We start from the raw sequence: 19,042 nt of genomic DNA on the forward strand, positions 1-19,042 counted from the left end.
CGGCGCGGCGGTCCGGCTGTGGCCTTGCTGTCACGAATCAAGTCGCTACACCCCAAGCATGACCGAAGCCTCTCTCACTACGGCCCAGCAGGACCTCTCCCGCGCCTATGCCGGCGGCGCTCCCGGCGTGCTCGTCTCGGGCCTCGTCTGGCTGATCGCCGGAACGGTGTGGCAGCTTCACGGCACCACCGCCGCCTTTGCCGCGCTGTTCTTCGGCGGCATGGCGATCCATCCGCTCGGTGTCCTCATCGAACGCACCGCATTCAAGGCGCCCAAGGCGGCGATAGGCAGGCCGCTCGAAACCCTCGCGATCGAAGCGACGATCCCGCTGTTCGTCGGCGTGCTGATCGCATGGGTATTGCTGGTACGCGCGCCCGATCTCGCGATCCCGACCTTCGCCGCGATCGTCGGCGCGCGCTATTTCCTCTTTCGCACCATGTATGGCGAGATCGCCTATTGGGCGCTCGGCGGCGCGATCCTGCTGATCGGCGCACTCGCGCTGTTCGGCATCGGCCTTCCGTTCAACCTCGGCTTCCTCGTCGGCATCATCGAACTGATCGCCGCCGCGTGGATCCTGCAGCGCTGGCGCTCCCGCCGTTGAGCGCGCCCTTGCATCCCCCGGTCAAACGATCGGTGACGATCGCGGGCCATCCGACCTCGATCAGCCTCGAACCGATGTTCTGGGACGCGCTCGAAGCCGAGGCGGCGCGGCAGACGCTCCCCGTCAACGCGCTCGTCGCGCGCATCGATGTCGAGCGGATGGAAGCCAACGATCCGCCGAACCTGACCTCGGCGATCCGGCAATGGCTGTGGCGGAGCCGGCCCGGTCAGATCGCGCCGTAGACCGCCGATCCGAACGCCGCCCCCTTGTCGGGCGCGTGATGCAGGAACAGCGACGGCTCGATCAGTTCGAGTTCCATGATGTGCAGCGTGCCCACGGCATCGCCGACCATGTCGACGCGCGCGTAAACCGGCGGCGCCGGTGCCGCCGCCAACGCCTGCGCAGCAAGAGCCTGCGCGGCCTCGCTCGCCTCGCACGCCGTCTCGCGCCCGCCGAACTGCTCCTGCACGCGAAAGTCGCCCGAAGCCGGACGCTTGACGATCGCATGACTGAACTTGCCGGCGAAGAAGAAGAGCGAATATTCGCCCTCGGTCAGGATGCCAGGCATCAGCGGCTGGACCAGCCGGCGGGCACCCAAAGCATCGGCGGGAATCGGCGCGCCGGATGCGATGCGGTGCGTGCCGTCGGCTCCGCCCGAAATGGCGGGCTTGATCACGACTTCATCGGTCAGGAGTTCCGACATTGCTTCGGCAAGGCTCGCATCGTCGAGCGCATCGACCTCGACCGTCGGCACGACCGCAACGCCCTTTGCGCCGAGTTCGCCGAGATAGGCCTTGTCGCTGTTCCAGCGCAGCACCGGCACCGGGTTGACCACCGGCAGCGCTTCGGCCTCAAGCCGGTCGAGCAATGCGTACCAGCCGGAGACGTCGCGCTGATAGCCCCAGGCGAAGAGCGGCAGGATCAGGTCATAACCCGACAAATCGCCGGGATCGGTCCAGATACGCTGCTCGACGATCAGCCCGGCTGCGGTCAGCGCCGCCGCCTTGCGGGCAAAGGCGGGCTGCCACTTCTCATAATAATCGGGCGCCGGAACGAGGATCGCGACGCGGGGCTGGAACGGCATTTACCTTCCCAAGAGCCCGCGCGCCTGCCCCGCGATGTGCGACAGCATCGCGCCGTTCGGGGTCGGGATCATCCGCGCGCGGTCGACCGTCGCGCGGAACTGTTCGACACGCGGCGCGTGGTCGGCGAGCCATTTGGTCACCGCCGCGTCGAGATCGCCCTTCGGCAGCCCTGCGAGGAAAGTCAGCCGCATCTGCTGGAAATCGCGCGCGAGGCTGTTGACCAACAGGCGTTCCCACGGATCGGCGGGGCTCATATGCGCCGCCAGCGTCTGCGCCCAGTCGAGCCCCAAGGCTTCGCCCAGATGGGTGAAGGCGCTGGTCACCGCGACCTCGTCGTCGCCGCGCCGTTCGGCAAGGTCGACGATGCCGATCGCGCCGTCGGTCTTGAACAGCCGCACGACCGACGCGGTCAGCGCCTCGGGCGCGCCCGCGTCGAGCAACTGCTGCGTCAGCATGTCCCATTGATGCTTGACCGACGGGCTGAGCAGGCCGTCGACGCTCGCATTGAGGCGATCGACGCCGGGTTCGAGCCGCGCGACGATCGGGCCGGGTTGCGACAGTGTCTGCGTCACGCGCAAGAGGTCGGCCATTTGCGAGGTCATCGCCGACGCCGCCTGAGCGAACAGCGACAGGCGGATACTCTCGTCGATCTTTGCCGTGTCGAGCGCGTCCCAGATCGCGGGCATGTCGAGCAGGCGCTCGACCGCGACGAACGCCGCGGCGATATCGCCGAGCGCGCAGCCTTCCTCTTCGACGAGTTCGAAGGGATGGACGATGCCCATACGATTAATGATGCGGTTCGCGATCTTCGTCGCGATGATTTCGCGGCGCAGCTGGTGATCGGCGATCGCCTGCGCAAAATCGCGCTGCATCTCGTCGGGGAAGGCCGCCGCAAGGTCGCTGCCGAGCGCCGGATCGTTCGGCAGGTCGCTATGCTCGATCGCATCCTGCAACGCGAGCTTCGAAGTCGACAGCAGCACCGCGAGTTCGGGGCGCGTCAGCCCGCGCCCTTCGGCGGCGCGACGGAGCAGTTCGTCGTTCGCGGCGAGCCCTTCGACCTTGCGGTCGAGCCGGCCCGATGCCTCGAACGTCTCCATGATCCGGACGAGCGACGGCACCGCCGCCGATCCGCCCTTTTCGGCGATCGACAGCGCGAGCGCCTGCAGCCGGTTGTCCTCGAGCACCAGTTCCGAGACATTGTCGGTCATGCGCACGAGCAGCGCGTCGCGGTCGTCCTGACTGAGACGCCCTTCGGCCATCTCGCGGTTGAGCGCGATCTTGATATTGACCTCATTATCCGAGCAGTCGACGCCCGCGCTGTTGTCGATGAAGTCGGTGTTGATCCGCCCGCCTTTCGCCGAGAAAGCGATACGCGCGGCCTGCGTCGTGCCGAGGTTCGCGCCTTCGCCGACCGCCTTCACGCGCAGATCCTCGGCATCGACGCGCAGCGCGTCGTTCGCGGGATCGCCGACCTCGGCGTTATTCTGGCTCGCGGCCTTCACATAGGTGCCGATGCCGCCGAACCAGAGCAGGTCGACGGGGGCCTTGAGGATCGCCGAGATCAGCGAGCCGGGGTCGATTTCGGACACCGACAGGCCGAGCAGCGCCTGCACTTCTGCGCTCAGCGGGATGCTCTTCTGGCTGCGCGGGAAGATGCCGCCGCCCTTCGAGATCAGCTTGGCGTTATAATCGGCCCAAGACGAGCGCGGCAGGTTGAACATCCGCTCGCGTTCCTTCCAGCTCTTCGCCGGATCGGGATTGGGGTCGAGGAAGATATGGCGGTGGTCGAACGCCGCGGTCAGCTGGATCGCCTTCGACAGCAGCATGCCGTTGCCGAACACGTCGCCCGACATGTCGCCGCAGCCGGCGACGCGGATCGTGTCGCTCTGCACATCGACGCCCATTTCGGCGAAGTGGCGCTGGACCGAAAGCCACGCGCCCTTGGCGGTGATGCCCATCGCCTTGTGGTCATAACCCTTCGACCCGCCGCTCGCGAACGCATCGCCGAGCCAGAAGTCGCGTTCCATCGCGAGCCCATTGGCGACGTCGGAGAAGGTCGCGGTGCCCTTGTCGGCCGCGACGACGAAATAGGGATCGTCGCCGTCATGGATCACGACGCCCTTCGGATGCACGACCTTGCCCGCGACCAGATTGTCGGTGATCGACAGCAAAGAGCGGATGAAGATGCGGTAGCATTCGGTGCCCTCGGCGAACCACGCATCGCGGTCGAGCGACACGTCGGGCAGCGCCTTGGGATAAAAGCCGCCCTTCGCGCCCGTCGGCACGATCACGGCGTTCTTGACGCGCTGCGCCTTCATCAGCCCGAGGATTTCGGTGCGGAAGTCGTCGCGGCGGTCGGACCAGCGGAGGCCCCCGCGCGCGACCGGACCGGCGCGGAGGTGAATGCCCTCGACGCGCGGCGAATAGACCCACACTTCGCGCCACGGCAGCGGCTTCGGCAGGCCGGGGACTTGCGCGCTGTCGATCTTGAATGCGAGCGCTTCCTCCGCGGCGGGCGCAAAGGCGTTGGTGCGCAGCGTCGCGCTGATCACCGCATGGAAGAGGCGGAGGATGCGATCCTCGTCTATCGACTTGATGTCGGCAAAGCCCGCCATGATGTCGGCTTCGAGTGCATCGGCACGCTTCGCATCGCGCGTTTTCGGATCGTGGAGCGCCGCGAAACGCTCGATCAATGCGGCGGTCAGCGCGGGCGCGTGGCGCAACGCGCTGACGACCGTGTCCATGCCGTAAGCCGAGCCGCCCTGACGCAAATAGCGGAACCAGGCGCGCAGCCACACGATCGCGCGCGGGTCGGTCTGGTTGGTGAGTACGAGTTCGTTAAACGCGTCATTTTCGGCGCGCCCGTCGAGCACCGCCGCGATCGCACCCTCGATCACTTCGGCGTAGGGAAGCAGCGCGAGTTCGTCGACATTGGCGGGCAACCGCAACGTGAAATCGTGGATCACGATCGCCTGCTCGTCTTCGCCCTCGGTGCCGGGGGCGCGGCTCTGCAGAGCGGTCGGGATTTCCTCGAGCACCTCGAAGCCGAAATGTTCGAGCGCGGGGACCACCGCGGACAGCGCGAGAGGGCCGGCCGCGCTATAAACCTTGAGCCGCAGCCGGTCGTCGCCGTCGAGGCTCTTGCGCGCAAGGCGCACGCTGCGCGGGTTCGCGGCGTCGAGATCGCGCAGGCGCAGGATATCGCGCGCGGCTTCCTCGGGATTATAGAGGTTACGGTAATTGGGCGGGAAGGTCGGCGCGAAACGCGAAGCAAGCGCCGCCGCGCGGCCCGGGTCGCCGCGCTTCGCCAGCGCCGCCTCGACCTCGGGCTGCCAGCCGCGCACCATCTGTTCGAGCTGCGCGTTGAGCGCCTCGGTATCGGGCACGACGCCGCCGCTGCGCAGGTCGAGCGTGTAGCGGAGGAGCGCCGCGCCGCCGTCTTCGAGCACCATCGTCCAGCCGATCACGCCTGCCTTCGCTTCGCGCACCAGCAGCGATTCGACCGCAAGGCGGCGGCCGGTCGAAACCTCGTCGCGCGGCAACCAGACGAAAGCGAACAGGTGGCGGCCCAGCGCGCTCTGCACCGTCACCACCTTCGGCCGCGGCCGGTCGGTGATCGACATCGAAGTCAGCACCAGCTCTTCGAGCGAAGCGGCGTCGAACGCGATCAGCAGGTCATGCGGCAGCGCGGTCAGCGCATGCGCGAGCGCCTTGCCCGCGTGACCCGTGGGGTCGAAACCGAATTTCGCCATCAAGGCTTCGAGCTGCGCGCGCAGCACGGGCACCTTCGCCGGCGGCGCCGACAGCGCGGCACTGGTCCACAGGCCCGCATGGATCGACAGGCGTTCGACCTTCTTGCCCTTCACTTCGGGCACGATGACGAGGTCGAGCAGCACGCGGCGATGCACCGCCGACAGCCGGTTCGACTTGATCAGCAGCGGCGCATGGCCCCCCTTGTCGAACCAGGCAAAGGCCGCTTCAAGCGCGGCGGGCGACAGCAGCTGGCTTTCGCCGCTCTCGCTGATCCCCAGCGAGTCCTGAACCTTGCCGTCGCGGGTGCGCCATTCATGGCCAAGCTGGGTCATCGCCCCACCCTCGAACCAGCGCAGCAGCTCAGCGGCTTCGCCCTCGACGCGCATCGCGGCGTCGGCGAGCATCGCGGCGCGCATCGCCCGCCAGTCGCGTACCGCGGCGCGGACATCGCGCAGCGCCGCTTCGAGCCCGTCGAGCAGGCGGCGGCGCGCACGCGCGTCGCCGCGCTCGAGCTCGATATAGATGACCGACTCGCGGGTTCCGCCCTCGCCCGCTTCCTGCAGATGCCCCTTGGCATCGCGCTTCACCGCGACGACGGGGTGCAGGATGCGGTGGACGGCGAGCCCCTGCGCGGCAACCGCCTGCGAGGTCGAATCGACGAGGAAGGGCATGTCGTCGTTGATGATGACCAGCCGCATCCGGCGGTCGGTGCCGTCGGCGGCGATCGGTTCGAGCAGCAGCGACGGGGTCGCTTCGGCGCGATCGAGCGCGGCGCGCGCGGCGAACTGGCTCGCGTCGGCGAGCGCCGCCTTGTCCATATCGTCGCCCTCGCCCGGCAGCGCGCTGCCACGCAGCGCCGCCAGATAGGCGGCGGCGATTTTCGAAGGAATTTTGGCGGTGGAGGTGGTGGTGTCCGTTTCCGGCGTGTCGGACAAATTCTGAGACATAAAGTGCAGCATCCCGAACCAAAGAGGGGGATCCCAGCCGACGATCGGCGGGGGCCCGTTCGCTGCCGCCCCCTATGCGCCTCAGCGGCGCGCGGCTCAAGACCTCGTTCGCGCGCCCACGTAAAATAATTTCAATTTTCGGATTTTCTGTTGCGTGAACGCTCTCAGCCGGCTTGCTCAGGCACCGGGCGTGATCGGAACCGCCTTCTTCGCCAGCTTCGCTACCAGCGCGGTATCGTCGGCCGCCTTGGCGACGATACCTATGTGCCCGCCCGGCATCGCGCGCGCGATCAGCACGACGAATTCGGCGCCGCCGGCGTCATGCTCGAGGATGAGCGCCGGATGCGCGCGGCGCAATGCATCGAGGGTCTCGTCGGGACGTTCGGTGGCGTCGGCCGGCTTGCGGCGCGCGCGCGTGTCCTTGACCAGCCCCTTGAGCCCGCCCGGATAGCGGTCGAGATAGGCCCCGAGCTCGCCGCGTCCCACACCTTCGTCTTTGGCGTGGCCGAGCACGCAGGCATATTCGGCAAGCCGCGTCTTGTCATAGGTCGCGCCGAAAACCAGCTTCACGACCGGGGTCATCGGCGCGCGCTCCTGCATCGCCAGCCCCGCGTCGTCGAGCAGCGCGGCAAAGGCATCGGGCTGCTCCTCGGCGGCGAGCGCGAAATCCCACGCCTTGCCGACCGCCTGATAGAGCGCACCGCGACTCCGGCTGTCCGCGGCGATCGCGCGCTCGGCGGTTTCGCGCGCGAGCGCGAGCCAGTCGGCGAGTTCGGCATCCTGCCCCGGATCGACCGACACCTCGTCCTCGTCCGCACCGACCTCGGCATCCAGCAAGAGCTCATCATCCTTGCCCAGCCCGGCAAAACCCGGGGTCGCATCGACAGCGACATCGTCGTCGAGATGCTCCGAGTCGGGACCATCGGCCCACACGGGCACCGGCGCGGTCAGCGGCGCGGCACTGCGCAGCGCCTGTTCGACCGAGAGCAGCAGTTCTTCGGCCTGGTCGGCAGGAACGGCTTTCTTCCAGTTGATCACACCCATGATGAAATCGATCGTGTCGTCGTCGGACGAAAAGGGCAGCAGGATGCCGCGGTACATGATCGTCGTACCGCGATCGTTGACGAACTCCGCCTCGAAGCCGATCGGCGCGCGGTTGGCGATGATCTGGAGATAATGGTCGGTGAGGCGCGACAGCAAGGATCGGCCCGGGATCTGGCTGATATAATGGACGTCCTCGTCGATCTGCGATTCTTCGCGCAGCGTGTCGCCGAGGAAGGCGAGCCCGGGGTTTTCGACGCCCGCGGTGAAATCGAGCAGCACCGAATGCGAGCCGAAATCGGCGCCGTCGAGATCGAGGTCCTCGACCGACGGATAAGCGCGGTCGGCGAGCAGCGAGGCCCAGTAATTATAGGCTCGAACCTGCATTCGCCGTTCGTCGACGCCGACGGATGCGGGCGCATCGATCGCCCCATCCTCCTGGTCGTGGCTGCCCGAAAGCAGTCCGCGCATGCTGTCCATCATTTGTCCCCAGTCGCAAACATCGGTAAATCTTATGCACCGGGACTGGTAAAAGCGGCGTAAACGATGGCCGCGGTGACCCGAAGCCTGCGGACCGCCCCTATATCCTCCATTTCCTCCCGCCCACTTTAGCCGCCAGCGCGCGCCGCAAAGCGCCAGCGCGATTGTCCGGCAAAAAAGCGGATCGAAATGCGATTTCGCCCTGAAATTCTATCATCATGCATGGATTGGATATCAAAAATCCCCATGCTATAAATCTTTCTAAGAACGATATATGTTCTATTTCATAATCTTAACTTACATATTCATTTGTCCGATCTTCCGCACCATATGCCCCTTGCATGGCATGAGATGCCTTCTGTTGGAGTCGGATATGACGAACGGTGATGTTCGCAACGAAAAGCTGCGCTGGATCCTGTGGGCGGGATGGCACGGGAAATGCCCCGAATGCGGCAAGGGACATATGTTCCGCTCGTGGCTGAAGCTCGCCGATCGCTGCGAGAATTGCGGGCTCGATTTCAGCTTTGCCGCGCCCGACGACGGCCCCGCCTTCTTCTCGCAGTGCATCGTCGCGTTTCCGCTGACCTTTGTGATCGTGTGGCTGCAGATCGCCTACAGCCCGCCGCTGTGGGTCCATCTGGTCTTCTCGATCCCGATCATGGTCATCGGCTGTGTGCTGCCGCTGCGCCCGATCAAGGGCTGGCTGGTCGCCTCGCAATATGTGAACAAGGCGCAGGAATCGGGGACCGAGCATCTGTGGGCGAAGCTGAATGCGCGCGAAAAACACGAAGCGGACGAACGGCGTGGCGGGTGACGCATGGCTCCCCGACATCGCGGGTACGGCAGGGCCCAAATATAAGGCGGTGACCGCCGCGATATCGGCGGCGGTCGCGCGCGGCGAGCTTCGCCACGGTGATCGCCTGCCGCCGCAGCGCGACCTCGCCGCAAAACTCGGCATCGATCTCACGACGGTGACCAAAGCTTATGACCTTGCGCGGCAGCGCGGGCTGATCGTCGCGCGCGGGCGCGCGGGCAGCTTTATCAGCGAGGATGTGCGTACCGGCGAGGTGGCGACTGCAGCGCAGAGCGACATCGCGATGAACAGCCCGCCGATCCCTATCGAAAGCCGTTTGACCGATGCAATGGCGTCGGCGCTGGGCACGCTGGGGCGCGCCGGGCTTGCCCGGCTGCACTATCAGCGGCCGGGCGGCGCCGCGGCGGACCGTGAAAGCGGCGCCGAACTGCTTGGCCGCACCGGCCTGTCGTCTTCGGTCGAACAGATCGCCGTCACCGCCGGCGGACAAAATGGGCTGCACGCGGTTGCATCGGCGATCCTCAAGCCCGGTGACCGCGTTGCGTGCGGGCGCTTCGTCTATCCCGGTTTCGCCGCGATTGCGCGGCGCATGGGGGTCACGCTCGTCCCGCTCGCCGAAATGACCGCCGACGCCTTGGAGGCGGCGCACGCCGCCGCCCCGCTGCGCGCGCTCTACATCGTTTCGACCAACGACAATCCAACCACCGCGACGATTGAGGTCGGGGAAAGGCGCGCCATTGCCGCATGGGCTGAGGATGCGGGCGTCCAGATCGTCGAGGACGACGCCTATGGCCTGCTCCCCGACGCGCCGATCCCCGCTATCGCGAGCTTCGCGCCCGCGATCAGCTGGTATGTCATGAGCATGGCCAAAATCGTTTCGCCCGCGCTGCGCGTCGGTTTTGTCCGCGCGCCGGGCGTGGCCGAGGCCATGCAAATCGCGGCGTGCCAGCATGAAAGCGCTGTGATGGCGCCGCCGCTCAACGTCGCGATGATCTCGCTATGGCTGGCCGACGGAACGCTCGACGCGCTGATCGATGCGGTGCGCAAGGAGGCGAGCTGGCGACAGCGGCTGGCGCACAGCGTGCTCGGCGACGGGCGTCATGCCGCGCATCCGCAAGGCTATCACCTCTGGCTGCCGCTGGCGGGCGACAGCCAGCCCGACACGCTCGCCGCCGCGCTCGCGCTCGACGGGCTCTCGGCGGTGCAATCGGACCGGTTCGCGGTTGGGGCGGACGCGCCCAGGGCGATGCGCATCTCGCTCGGCGGCACGATCGACCGCCGCGGGCTTTCGCGGGCGCTGCACCGGCTCGCGGCGCAGCTATGGACGCCCGGCGGCGCGGCGAGCCATATCGTCTGACGCGGCCCTAAGTCGACCAGCCGCCCGCGAGTGCGCGGAACAACGCGATCTGGCGCCGCGAAATCTGCCCGTCCTGCGCAGCGAGCACCGCTTCGGTCTCGGCGAACGTCCGTTCGGCGTCGAGCCATTCGAGCGAGTCCGACGCGCCTTCCTGCCGCTTCGCGCGCACGATCCGCGCCGCGCGTTCGGCCTGATCGCGCGCGGCGCGCAGCGCCTGCCGCTGTTCGAGCGAACGCGCATAGGACGACAGCGCCGTCTCGGTCTCCTCGAGCGCACGCAGCACGGTGCCGTCGAATTCGGCAAGCGATGCCTGCGTATCGGCCTCGGCCGCGGCAATCCGCGCGCGGGCGGGTTCCTGATTGGGGAAAGCCCAGTTGAGCAGCGGCCCGAGCAGCCAGCGGATCGGGCCGCCACCGAACACATCGCCAAAGCCCGATCCGGTCGACCCAGCCGACCCGCCGAGCGTGATGCGCGGATAAAGATCCGCGGTCGCGACGCCGATGCGCGCGGTGTCGGCGGCAAGGCGGCGCTCGGCGGCGCGAATGTCGGGACGGCGCTTGAGCAGCGCCGCCCCATCACCGACTGGGATCGGGTCGGTGATTTCGAGGCTGATATTGCGGTCCGCTGCGATCGGGGGGAGCGCAGCGGGAGCACGACCGGTCAGAGTCGCGAGGCGGAACAACGCCGCCTGCCGCTCGGCCTCGATGGAAGGAATGTCGGCCGAACGCTGGTCGCGCAGCGTCGTGATGCGCGCGAGGTCGAGCCCCGTCGCCATCCCGACGTCCTTGCGGCGTTCGGTGAGTTTCACTTGCTGGTCGAGCAGCCCGACAATGCGCCGCGCGACGTCGAGGCGGGCTGCGCCGGAAGCGGCGTCGGCATAGGCCTGGGTCGTGTCGGCAGCGACGATCACGCGCACCGCGTCGGCATTCGCCTCAGCAGCGGCGGTGTCGCCGCGCGCGGCTTCGATCGAGCGGCTGACGCGGCCAAACAGGTCGACTTCGTAAGATACGTTGAGCCCGACATCGACCGCCCAATCCTCGCGATCGGCGCCCGGCAGGCGCTGGCCCTCGGGGCTGCGGCCGTAATTGGCGCCGGCGCCGATCTCGCCCTGCGGTAGGCGGTCGGCGCGCGCGCCGCGCAAGGATGCGCGGGCGCGGGCGATATTCGCCACCGCGACACGGACGTCGGTGTTGCTGGCGAGCGCATCGCCGACAAGCCCGTCGAGGACGGGATCGTTATAGAGGCGCCACCAGTCGCCCGCGACCGGCGCAAGCGACACCGCAGGGCTGTTCGCCGAAACGAACGGCCCGGTCGCGACGGGCGCCGACGCCGACTTGGGTTCGGCATAGTTGGGGCCGACCGCGCAGGCGGCGAGCGCCAGCGCCGAGGCGGCGGTGAGGATATTGCGGAGGATCATGATGCTACTCCTTATTCCGCCGGGACCGGCAGCGCCGTCCCGTGGTCGTCCGACCCGCGCCGCGCGCGCCGCTCGGCCGACCAGTGGCTGAGCGAGCGGGCGACGACGTAGAAGGTCGGGGTGAAGATGAGGCCGAACGCCGTCACGCCGAGCATGCCGAAGAAGACGGCGGTGCCGAGCGCCTGGCGCAGCTCCGCCCCTGCCCCGCTCGCGATCAGCAACGGCACGGCGCCGAGGATGAAAGCGAAGCTGGTCATCAGGATCGGGCGCAGCCGGTCGCGCGCGGCACGCACCGCGGCTTCGATCGGCGACAAGCCATCCTCTTCTTCCGCCTGCTTGGCGAATTCGACGATCAGGATCGCGTTCTTCGCGGCGAGCGCGATGAGCACGACGAGCCCGATCTGCGTCAGCACATTATTATCCATGCCGCGCAAGTTCACCCCGACCATCGCCGCGAGCAGACACATCGGGACGATGAAGATGATCGCCAGGGGCAGCATCAGGCTTTCATATTGTGCGGCGAGCACGAGGAAGACGAAGACCACCGCGAGCGCGAAGACGATACCCGCGGTGTTGGCCGCCGCCTTCTGCTGGAAGGCGATGCCCGTCCATTCGGTGCCGTAGCCTGCGGGCAGCGATTCCGACGCGAGCTTTTCCATCGTCGTCAGCGACGCGCCCGACGACGAGCCCGGAGCGGTGTCGCCATCGATCTCGACCGCGGGGAAGAGGTTGTAGCGCGTGACGCGGTACGGCCCCGTGCGGTCTTCGAAATTGGCGACCGAGCCAATCGGCACCATCGCGCCCGAATCGGACCGCGTCCGCAGGTTCGCGATATCGGCGACGGTCTGGCGATAGGGCGCATCGGCCTGTGCGGTGACGCGATAGGTGCGGCCGAGCAGGTTGAAGTCGTTCACGAACGCCGAACCCAGATAGACCTGCAGCGCTTCGAACACGCGTTCGGGCGGCACGCCGAGCATATTCGCCTTCGCCCGGTCGATATCGGCATAGACGCGCGGGTTCGACGGATCGAAGAAGGTGAAGACGTTCGCGAGACCCGGGGTCTCGTTCGCCTTGCCGATCAGATTGTTCGTCTCATTCGCAAGCGCGGCATAGCCGTTCCCGCCGCGATCCTGCACGATCATCCGGTAGCCACCCGCCGAACCGATGCCCTGGATCAGCGGCGGCGGGATGATGACGATCTGCGCCTCGGTGATGTCGGCGGTGTTGGCACGGGCCTGGTTCATGATGTCCTCGAAATTGACCCCGAGCTTCCCGCGCTCCTCGAACGATTTGAGCGGGAAGTAAGCGGCGGCCGAGTTCGGCGCGAGCGTCTGCGACGGACCATCGAAGCCCGCGAGCATCACCGAACCGAGGACACCCTCGATCGGCAGCACGCGACCTGCGACCTTCTTCAGCACCGCATCGGTGCGTTCGACCGAGGCGCCCGAGGGCAGCTTGGCGACGACGAGGAAATAGCCCTGATCCTGCGCGGGGATGAAGCCGGTCGGCGTCGCCCAGAACAGGCCCGCGGTCGCGGCGATCAACCCGGCATAGGTGACCATCATCTTCTTTGGCGCGCGCACCAGCCGGTCGGTCAGGCGCGCATAACCATTGCTCAGCTTCTCGAAGCCTTCGTTGAAGCGTTCTCCGGCATAGTGGATACGCCCCATCAGCCATCCGTCGGCCTGCGCGGCGGCGTGCGGCTTGAGCAGGATCGCCGCGAGTGCGGGCGACAGGGTGAGCGACAGCACCAGCGAGATGATCGTCGCGGTCGAGATCGTCACCGCAAACTGCTGGTAGAAGGCGCCCGACAGGCCGGTGAGGAACAGCGTCGGCACGAACACCGCGCAGAGCACGAGCACGATCGCGACGAGCGCGCCCGACACTTCGTCCATCGATGTGCGCGCGGCTTCGAGCGCGCTCATCCCCTTCTCGAGGTTGCGTTCGACATTCTCGACAACGACGATCGCGTCGTCGACGACAATGCCGATCGCGAGCACCAGCCCGAACAGCGAAAGATTGTTGAGGCTGTAGCCGAAGGCCGCGAGCACCACGAAGGTCCCAATCAGCGACACGGGGATCGCCAGCACCGGAATGATCGCCGCGCGCCATTTCTGCAAGAAAACCAGGATGACGATGACGACGAGGATGACAGCTTCGATCAGCGTTTCCATCACCGCGTCGATCGACTGGGCGATGAATTCGGTGGGGTTATAGATGACGCGATATTCGAGGCCCTTGGGGAAGCTTTTCGATGCCGCCGCCATTTCGGCCTCGACCGCCTGCGCCGCGGCGAGCGCGTTCGAGCCCGGGCGCTGGAAGGTCGCGAGAAGGACGGTCGGATCGCCCGACAAATAGGTGTTCGAATTATAGTCCGACGCGCCAAGCTCGACGCGTGCGACGTCGGAGACGCGGACCTGACGTCCGTCGGCGTCGGTGCGGATGACGATGTTTGCGAAGTCCTTGGGGTCGGTCAGGCGGCCCTGCGTTTCGACGCTGAGCTGGAAACTGCTGCCGTTGGCATGCGGCGGCTGGCCGAGCGAGCCCGCGGCGACCTGCACATTTTCACGGCGCAGCGCGGCGACGATCTCGCCCGCGGTCAGGTCGAGTGCGGCGGCGCGGCCGGGATCGATCCACACGCGCATCGCATAGTCGCGGCTGCCGAACAGGCGCACGTCGCCGACGCCGTCGATGCGGCTAAGACGATCGCGGAGCTGGGTCAGCGCATAGTTGGAGATGTACGCGCGATCGAGCGACTTGTCGGGCGACACCAGGTTCACGATCAACAGGAAGTCAGGCGAAGTCTTGCGCGTCACGACGCCCAGCCGCTGCACGGTTTCAGGGAGGCGCGGCGTCGCGATCGCGACGCGGTTCTGTACCAGCACCTGCGCGGCATCGAGGTCGGTGCCGATCTTGAAGGTCACAGTGATCGTGACGACGCCGTCACCCGTCGACTGGCTGCTCATATAGAGCATATTGTCGACGCCGTTGATTTCCTGTTCGATCGGCGCCGCCACCGTGTCGGCGACGGTTTCCGCCGACGCACCCGGGTAGGTTGCGGTCACGGTCACCGTGGGCGGGACGATGTCGGGATATTGCGATACGGGCAGGCCGATATAGGCGACCGCACCGATGATCGTGATGATGACAGCGAGCACGGCGGCAAAGATCGGCCGGTCGATGAAAAAGCGGGATAGGCGCATGGGAGAGCCCCTGTTCTATGATCTATCAAACCTCCCCTCCGCTTGCGGGAGGGGTAGCGAGACTTGCGAGCTTGCTCGCTAGTCGCAGCGGGGAGGGCAATGAAACGTCACGGCCCCTCCCCCGACCCCTCCCGCAAGCGGGAGGGGTGAGTATTTACTTCGCGAAGGTCGCCTGCGCCGACACCGGTTCGACCGCGGCCGCCGCATCCTTTGGGGGTGCCGAAGCGGCGATCTTTCCGGCCTTGGTCACCGCCTTGGTGCCCGGACGCGCGAACTGATAACCGTTGATGACGATCCGGTCGGTCGGCGTCAGCCCCGAACGGATGACGCGCAGGCCATCGACTTCGGGGCCAAGCTCGACCGGCTTCGCCGCGACCATGCCGTCCTTGCCGACGACATAGACGATCTTGCGCGCCTGGTCGGTCTGCACCGCCGCGGCGGGGATTAGCAGCGCGCGCGCGGTCTGGCCGGTCGACAGGCGCATGTTGCCGAACATGCCGGGAGTCAGGAACATCTCCGGGTTGCGGAAGCTGGCTCGGGCGCGGATCGTGCCCGAGCGCGGATCGAGGCCATTGTCGGTAAAGTCGAGCTGGCCCTTCCAGCGATAATCGCCTTCGTCCTGCAAGCGGACTTCGACCGCCGCGCCCTTATCGCCGCCCTCGCGCTTGGTCTTGAGGAACAAAGCTTCGGAGCCCTGGAAGGTGAAGTAGACGGGGTCGAGCGCATTGATCGTCGTCAGCAGCGTGCCGCCGGCATCGCCCGCCGACACGAGGTTGCCCGCGTCGATCTGGCGGTCAGAAATACGACCGCTGAGCGGCGCGCGGACGGTGGTGAATTCGACGTCGAGCGAACGCGCCGCGATGCGGGCGTCGGCCCCGGCCAGCGCAGCATTCGCAGCGTTCACCCCCGCACGGAGGCGGTCGATCTCGCTCTGCGACACCGCCTCGACATCGACAAGCCGCCCGGCGCGTTCGAGTTCGAGGCGCGCGAGCGCGAGGTCGCTGCGCGCGCTGGCGGCCGAAGCGCGCGCTTCGGCGAGCGCGGCGCGATAGGGGCGCGGGTCGATGGTGAAGAGCGGCTGGCCCTGGCGGACGATCTGGCCGTCGGTGAAGTGGATCGCGGTGATCGCGCCCGAGACGCGCGGGCGCACTTCGACCGCTTTCGACGCCTCGAAGCGTCCGATATATTCGTCCCACAGCGTCACATCGCGCGCGATCGGCGCGGCGACGGTGAGCACGGGCGCGGGCGCGGCGACGGCCTGCGGCGCACCGTCGCGGAGCAGCCACCAGGCGCCAATGACGAGCACGAGGAACGCACCGATCCACGCGGCGCGGCGGCCGCGCCCGGGATGGAGCAAGGTCTTGAGTTCGCGGCGGACCTTCGCATCGGCGGGGTCGAGTTTTTCGATCGGGGTGTGGACGGTCATGAAGGTGCCCTCTTCTTCTTTATTCGGTTCGGCTGCGCGCGAGGCGCAGCGGGTCTCGGCCCCGAAAGCGCGTGCCTCCGGTCCAGTCTTGAAACAGTCCTCAATGTTGGACGGCCCTCTTCGAAGAGGACGGCCGCCCCTCCGGTCACCCGCATGATGAATGCGCGCGCCGGCTCCCTGTTATGTCTTGCGGACGAATGCCGACAGGCGCTCGACCGGAACAGGACCCGCTCCCGGGAAAATAATCGGTGATGATGGTTCCGGCCGCCGCATGATCTTTGTCACCCAGCGGCCGGTCTCGGGGGGAGAGCCTATCTTTGTATACTGAGTGGTATATAAGTCGTGTTGCGCTGCGTCAAGACCATTCTGTACCGGGTAGTAAAAATAATTCTACTAGCGCCCCGGCCACAGCTTGAGGCTGGTTTCGACGAGCCGCTCGAGTTCGGCGCGCGTCGCGCCGGCGCCCGCCTGCACTGACATGCCCTGGTTGACCGCGGTCAGGAACGCCGCAAGTCCTTCGGCGTCGGTGTCGGGCGGAAAATCGCCCTCTTCCTTGGCGCGCGCGAAGCGTTCGAGCATTGCGCGCTTCGCCGTCGCGCCGCGTTCGAGCACGGCCTGACGAATACATTCGGCCTCGGCACCGCAAGCGACCGAGGTGATCACGCCGAGGCAACCGTTCGGATTCTCCGGGCAGGTGTACATGTCGAGCGCCCCGTACATCAGCCGCTCGGCGACGCCGCGCGCGGTCGGCGCATCGAGCGCCGCATGCATATAGTCGGCCTTTTCGCGCTCATAGAGGTCGAGCGCCTTGTTGAAGAGGGCTTCCTTGTTACCGAAGGCTGCGTACAAACTCGGCTTGGTAATCCCCATCGCCTCGGTCAGATCGGCCATCGACGCACCCTCATAGCCCTTCGACCAGAAGACGCGCAGCGCCGCCGCCAGCGCCATGTCGACGCAAAATTCGCGCGGACGGCCCTTGTGCGGTGTGGCGACGGTGGCTGTTTCGATTTCCATAACGGCTGGTATATAAGTGGTAGATCGCAACTTGTCCAGTGGCGCGCCGATCAGGCGAGCCGCGTATCGATCGGCAGCCCGCCCTTCAGCGTCAGCGTCACCGGCGTCCGCTCGGCGATGTCGGCGAGCCGCGCCTTTTGCTCGTCGTCGAGCCCCGCGATCGTCAGCACCCGATCGACCCTGAGGCCATCCTTGCTGAGCAATCGCAGGCCCACGTCGACCGATTCGAGCGGCCATCCCTTGCGGTCGGCGTACATGCGCAATGTGATCGCCGTGCATGCGCCGAGTCCCGCGAGCAGGAAGTCATAGGGCGCCGGCCCCAGATTCTGCCCGCCCAGCCCCGGCCCTTCGTCGCCGATCAGGTCATGGCCGCTGACGTTGATCTCGGTACGATAATGATCCTTGCCAATGCGGGCGGTGCCATGGGCCATGTTGCTGTCCTTTGCCGGAGGGCGGGTGGCGTTCAGCTATTCCGACACCGCTTCGAAACAGCAAGTGGAAACCCGGGCCGCGGCACCGGGGTGTCGCTTTTCGTCGACATTTCAGTTCTGCGCTGGCGAACGCGCAAGCATCTTGAACTAATCGCCAGGAATCCTACATTGATTTCATCGTCAACAAGCGAAAGGAGGTGGTCGAATGTCTCATTGTCCCACGCCGCATGCGGCAGATTTGAGCACGACCTTCCTCGCGGGGGTCCGACTCGGATAATCGTCCGCGAACAGGCACGACAATGGAAGGGCTGCTCCGAAAGGGGCAGCCCTTTGTCCTTGGGACTACCGAACAGCCTCCCTCGTCAGGTTACCGTCAGAAACCGGCGCTACAGATGCGCGATGGGAGGGGCCGACGCCATGGCACCGATGCAAGCGAGGTTTGATTTCGCAACTTTGGAAAATGGTGGAGGCCCGAGCCGGAATCGAACCGGCGTGCACGGATTTGCAATCCGCTGCGTCACCACTCCGCCATCGGGCCTCATGCCAAATTACCGCATCCTTTTCGGGACGGGCCGGGTGTTGGACGGCGCCGCTAGTGAGGGGCTTTGGCTGCCTTGTCAAGGATTCGCCGGAACCGCGCCGCCCGGGCCGCGGCGCAGCGCGCGATGAGGGTTGGCGGCACCCCTATTGGCAGCTATGCGACACGCGATGCGGCTGCGGGGCTGTATTACTATTGCAATACAGCATTGCTTCGGCTAAAGCTGCCCCGCAAAGGTTCATATTCCAGGGAATTGGAAAAGGCTGATGGCGACGAAGTTTAGCGAAATCACTGCGGCAGAGATGCGCGCTGCCATGATCGACAGCCAGCTGAGGACCAACGATGTCATCGACCCCGCCGTGATCGGAGCGATGGCCGCGGCACCGCGCGAGGCCCATGTGCCCGCCGCGCTCGCCGGCGTCGCCTATATGGACCGCCCGATCGCGCTGGGCCACGGCCGCGCATTGAACGCGCCGCTGGTCACCGGCCGGATGCTGGTCGCGGCGGCGATCCGCCCCGGCCAGCGCGTGCTGCTGGTTGGCAGCGCGACGGGCTATACCGCCGGACTGCTCGCGCTGCTCGGCGCCGAAGTGCATGCCGTCGAGGAACAGGCCGAATTGATGGCGGCGGCGCAGGGCGCGGTCACCAAGGACAATATCCGCTGGACCCGGGGACCGCTGGCCGCCGGCGCGCCCGATGCGGCGCCGTTCGACCGCATCATCATCGAGGGCGCGATCGAAACGCTGCCCGACACGCTGGTCGCGCAGCTCGCCGACGGCGGCCGGTTGATCGCGGCGCGCCGCGAAGGCGCGGTGACGCGGCTGGTCGAGGGCGTGAAGGCCGGCGGCGCGGTTGCGCTGCGCAGCTTCGCCGACATGGACGTCGCGCCGCTGCCAGGCTTTGCGGCGCCGGTCGCTTTTCAGTTTTAAGGCCAC

The 19,042-nt window shown here is 66.7% G+C and carries 13 protein-coding genes and 1 tRNA gene; 5 read left to right on the top strand and 9 right to left on the bottom strand.

Annotated features, from left to right (window positions below):
* The first annotated feature begins 58 nt into the window (after positions 1 to 58).
* Both ASD73_RS12245 and ASD73_RS12250 read left to right on the top strand, forming a co-directional pair.
* On the top strand, positions 59 to 601 hold the full coding sequence (locus ASD73_RS12245; protein ID WP_056372679.1) for a DUF7010 family protein: 543 nt from the start codon (positions 59 to 61) through the stop codon (positions 599 to 601).
* A complete protein-coding gene (locus ASD73_RS12250) occupies positions 598 to 843 on the top strand; it encodes a ribbon-helix-helix domain-containing protein (RefSeq protein ID WP_200934937.1) in 246 nt (81 codons plus the stop codon). Before ASD73_RS12245 ends, ASD73_RS12250 begins: the two co-directional genes overlap by 4 nt.
* Here ASD73_RS12250 and ASD73_RS12255 read toward each other — a convergent pair.
* The 3 genes from ASD73_RS12255 to ASD73_RS12265 form a co-directional block, all read right to left on the bottom strand.
* Positions 828 to 1,685: an ATP-grasp domain-containing protein gene (locus tag ASD73_RS12255; RefSeq protein ID WP_056372683.1), complete on the bottom strand. Its 858-nt coding sequence runs from the start codon at positions 1,683 to 1,685 to the stop codon at positions 828 to 830. The two genes, ASD73_RS12250 and ASD73_RS12255, sit on opposite strands and share 16 nt — an antisense overlap.
* Complete coding sequence (locus tag ASD73_RS12260; RefSeq protein WP_056373577.1) at positions 1,686 to 6,386, bottom strand: NAD-glutamate dehydrogenase; 4,701 nt, start codon at positions 6,384 to 6,386, stop codon at positions 1,686 to 1,688.
* Positions 6,387 to 6,563: 177 nt separating this feature from the next.
* Entirely contained in the window at positions 6,564 to 7,898 is a 1,335-nt protein-coding gene (locus ASD73_RS12265; protein WP_235534352.1) for a hypothetical protein, read from the bottom strand.
* Positions 7,899 to 8,280: 382 nt separating this feature from the next.
* On the opposite strand from ASD73_RS12265, the gene ASD73_RS12270 reads away from it, so the two are divergent.
* Together ASD73_RS12270 and ASD73_RS12275 are read left to right on the top strand one after the other, a co-directional pair.
* Positions 8,281 to 8,721, top strand: coding sequence for a DUF983 domain-containing protein (locus ASD73_RS12270; protein ID WP_056372687.1), 441 nt, complete (start codon positions 8,281 to 8,283; stop codon positions 8,719 to 8,721).
* A complete protein-coding gene (locus ASD73_RS12275; RefSeq protein WP_056372689.1) occupies positions 8,678 to 10,078 on the top strand; it encodes an aminotransferase-like domain-containing protein in 1,401 nt (466 codons plus the stop codon). Before ASD73_RS12270 ends, ASD73_RS12275 begins: the two co-directional genes overlap by 44 nt.
* Positions 10,079 to 10,085: 7 nt before the next feature.
* Here ASD73_RS12275 and ASD73_RS12280 read toward each other — a convergent pair whose 3' ends face one another.
* The 6 genes from ASD73_RS12280 to ASD73_RS12305 all read right to left on the bottom strand — a co-directional run bounded on the left by ASD73_RS12280 (position 10,086) and on the right by ASD73_RS12305 (position 18,107).
* Positions 10,086 to 11,495 carry an efflux transporter outer membrane subunit gene (locus tag ASD73_RS12280; protein WP_056372691.1) on the bottom strand — a complete coding sequence of 470 codons (1,410 nt, stop codon included), beginning with the start codon at positions 11,493 to 11,495 and terminating at the stop codon, positions 10,086 to 10,088.
* Between the two features lie 11 nt (positions 11,496 to 11,506).
* Complete coding sequence (locus ASD73_RS12285; protein WP_056372694.1) at positions 11,507 to 14,698, bottom strand: efflux RND transporter permease subunit; 3,192 nt, start codon at positions 14,696 to 14,698, stop codon at positions 11,507 to 11,509.
* 154 nt (positions 14,699 to 14,852) lie between these two features.
* The gene (locus tag ASD73_RS12290) at positions 14,853 to 16,124 is read right to left on the bottom strand and encodes an efflux RND transporter periplasmic adaptor subunit (protein ID WP_056376061.1); all 1,272 of its coding nucleotides are present in this window, start codon (positions 16,122 to 16,124) and stop codon (positions 14,853 to 14,855) included.
* Positions 16,125 to 16,517: 393 nt separating this feature from the next.
* Positions 16,518 to 17,138, bottom strand: coding sequence for a TetR/AcrR family transcriptional regulator (locus ASD73_RS12295; protein WP_082521505.1), 621 nt, complete (start codon positions 17,136 to 17,138; stop codon positions 16,518 to 16,520).
* Between the two features lie 50 nt (positions 17,139 to 17,188).
* Entirely contained in the window at positions 17,189 to 17,569 is a 381-nt protein-coding gene (locus ASD73_RS12300; protein WP_056372698.1) for an OsmC family protein, read from the bottom strand.
* A 464-nt stretch (positions 17,570 to 18,033) separates the two neighbouring features.
* Positions 18,034 to 18,107: transfer RNA gene (locus ASD73_RS12305), tRNA-Cys, on the bottom strand.
* Between the two features lie 266 nt (positions 18,108 to 18,373).
* Here ASD73_RS12305 and ASD73_RS12310 point away from each other — a divergent pair.
* Positions 18,374 to 19,036 (top strand): protein-L-isoaspartate O-methyltransferase family protein, encoded by a 663-nt coding sequence (locus tag ASD73_RS12310; protein ID WP_056372700.1) that lies wholly within the window; start codon positions 18,374 to 18,376, stop codon positions 19,034 to 19,036.
* Positions 19,037 to 19,042: the final 6 nt, after the last annotated feature.

Origin of the sequence: Sphingopyxis sp. Root154, assembly GCF_001427105.1 — a bacterium.
Lineage (GTDB): Bacteria > Pseudomonadota > Alphaproteobacteria > Sphingomonadales > Sphingomonadaceae > Sphingopyxis.

Bases quoted from the DNA above. Each gene is read 5' to 3' on its own strand.
- ASD73_RS12245 (WP_056372679.1), top strand. From the start codon at position 59: ATGACCGAAGCCTCTCTCACTACGGCCCAGCAGGACCTCTCCCGCGCC.
- ASD73_RS12255 (WP_056372683.1), bottom strand. From the start codon at position 1,685: ATGCCGTTCCAGCCCCGCGTCGCGATCCTCGTTCCGGCGCCCGATTAT.
- ASD73_RS12260 (WP_056373577.1), bottom strand. From the start codon at position 6,386: ATGTCTCAGAATTTGTCCGACACGCCGGAAACGGACACCACCACCTCC.
- ASD73_RS12265 (WP_235534352.1), bottom strand. From the start codon at position 7,898: ATGCGCGGACTGCTTTCGGGCAGCCACGACCAGGAGGATGGGGCGATC.
- ASD73_RS12270 (WP_056372687.1), top strand. From the start codon at position 8,281: ATGACGAACGGTGATGTTCGCAACGAAAAGCTGCGCTGGATCCTGTGG.
- ASD73_RS12275 (WP_056372689.1), top strand. From the start codon at position 8,678: ATGCGCGCGAAAAACACGAAGCGGACGAACGGCGTGGCGGGTGACGCA.
- ASD73_RS12280 (WP_056372691.1), bottom strand. From the start codon at position 11,495: ATGATCCTCCGCAATATCCTCACCGCCGCCTCGGCGCTGGCGCTCGCC.
- ASD73_RS12285 (WP_056372694.1), bottom strand. From the start codon at position 14,698: ATGCGCCTATCCCGCTTTTTCATCGACCGGCCGATCTTTGCCGCCGTG.
- ASD73_RS12290 (WP_056376061.1), bottom strand. From the start codon at position 16,124: ATGACCGTCCACACCCCGATCGAAAAACTCGACCCCGCCGATGCGAAG.
- ASD73_RS12295 (WP_082521505.1), bottom strand. From the start codon at position 17,138: ATGGAAATCGAAACAGCCACCGTCGCCACACCGCACAAGGGCCGTCCG.
- ASD73_RS12300 (WP_056372698.1), bottom strand. From the start codon at position 17,569: ATGGCCCATGGCACCGCCCGCATTGGCAAGGATCATTATCGTACCGAG.
- ASD73_RS12310 (WP_056372700.1), top strand. From the start codon at position 18,374: ATGGCGACGAAGTTTAGCGAAATCACTGCGGCAGAGATGCGCGCTGCC.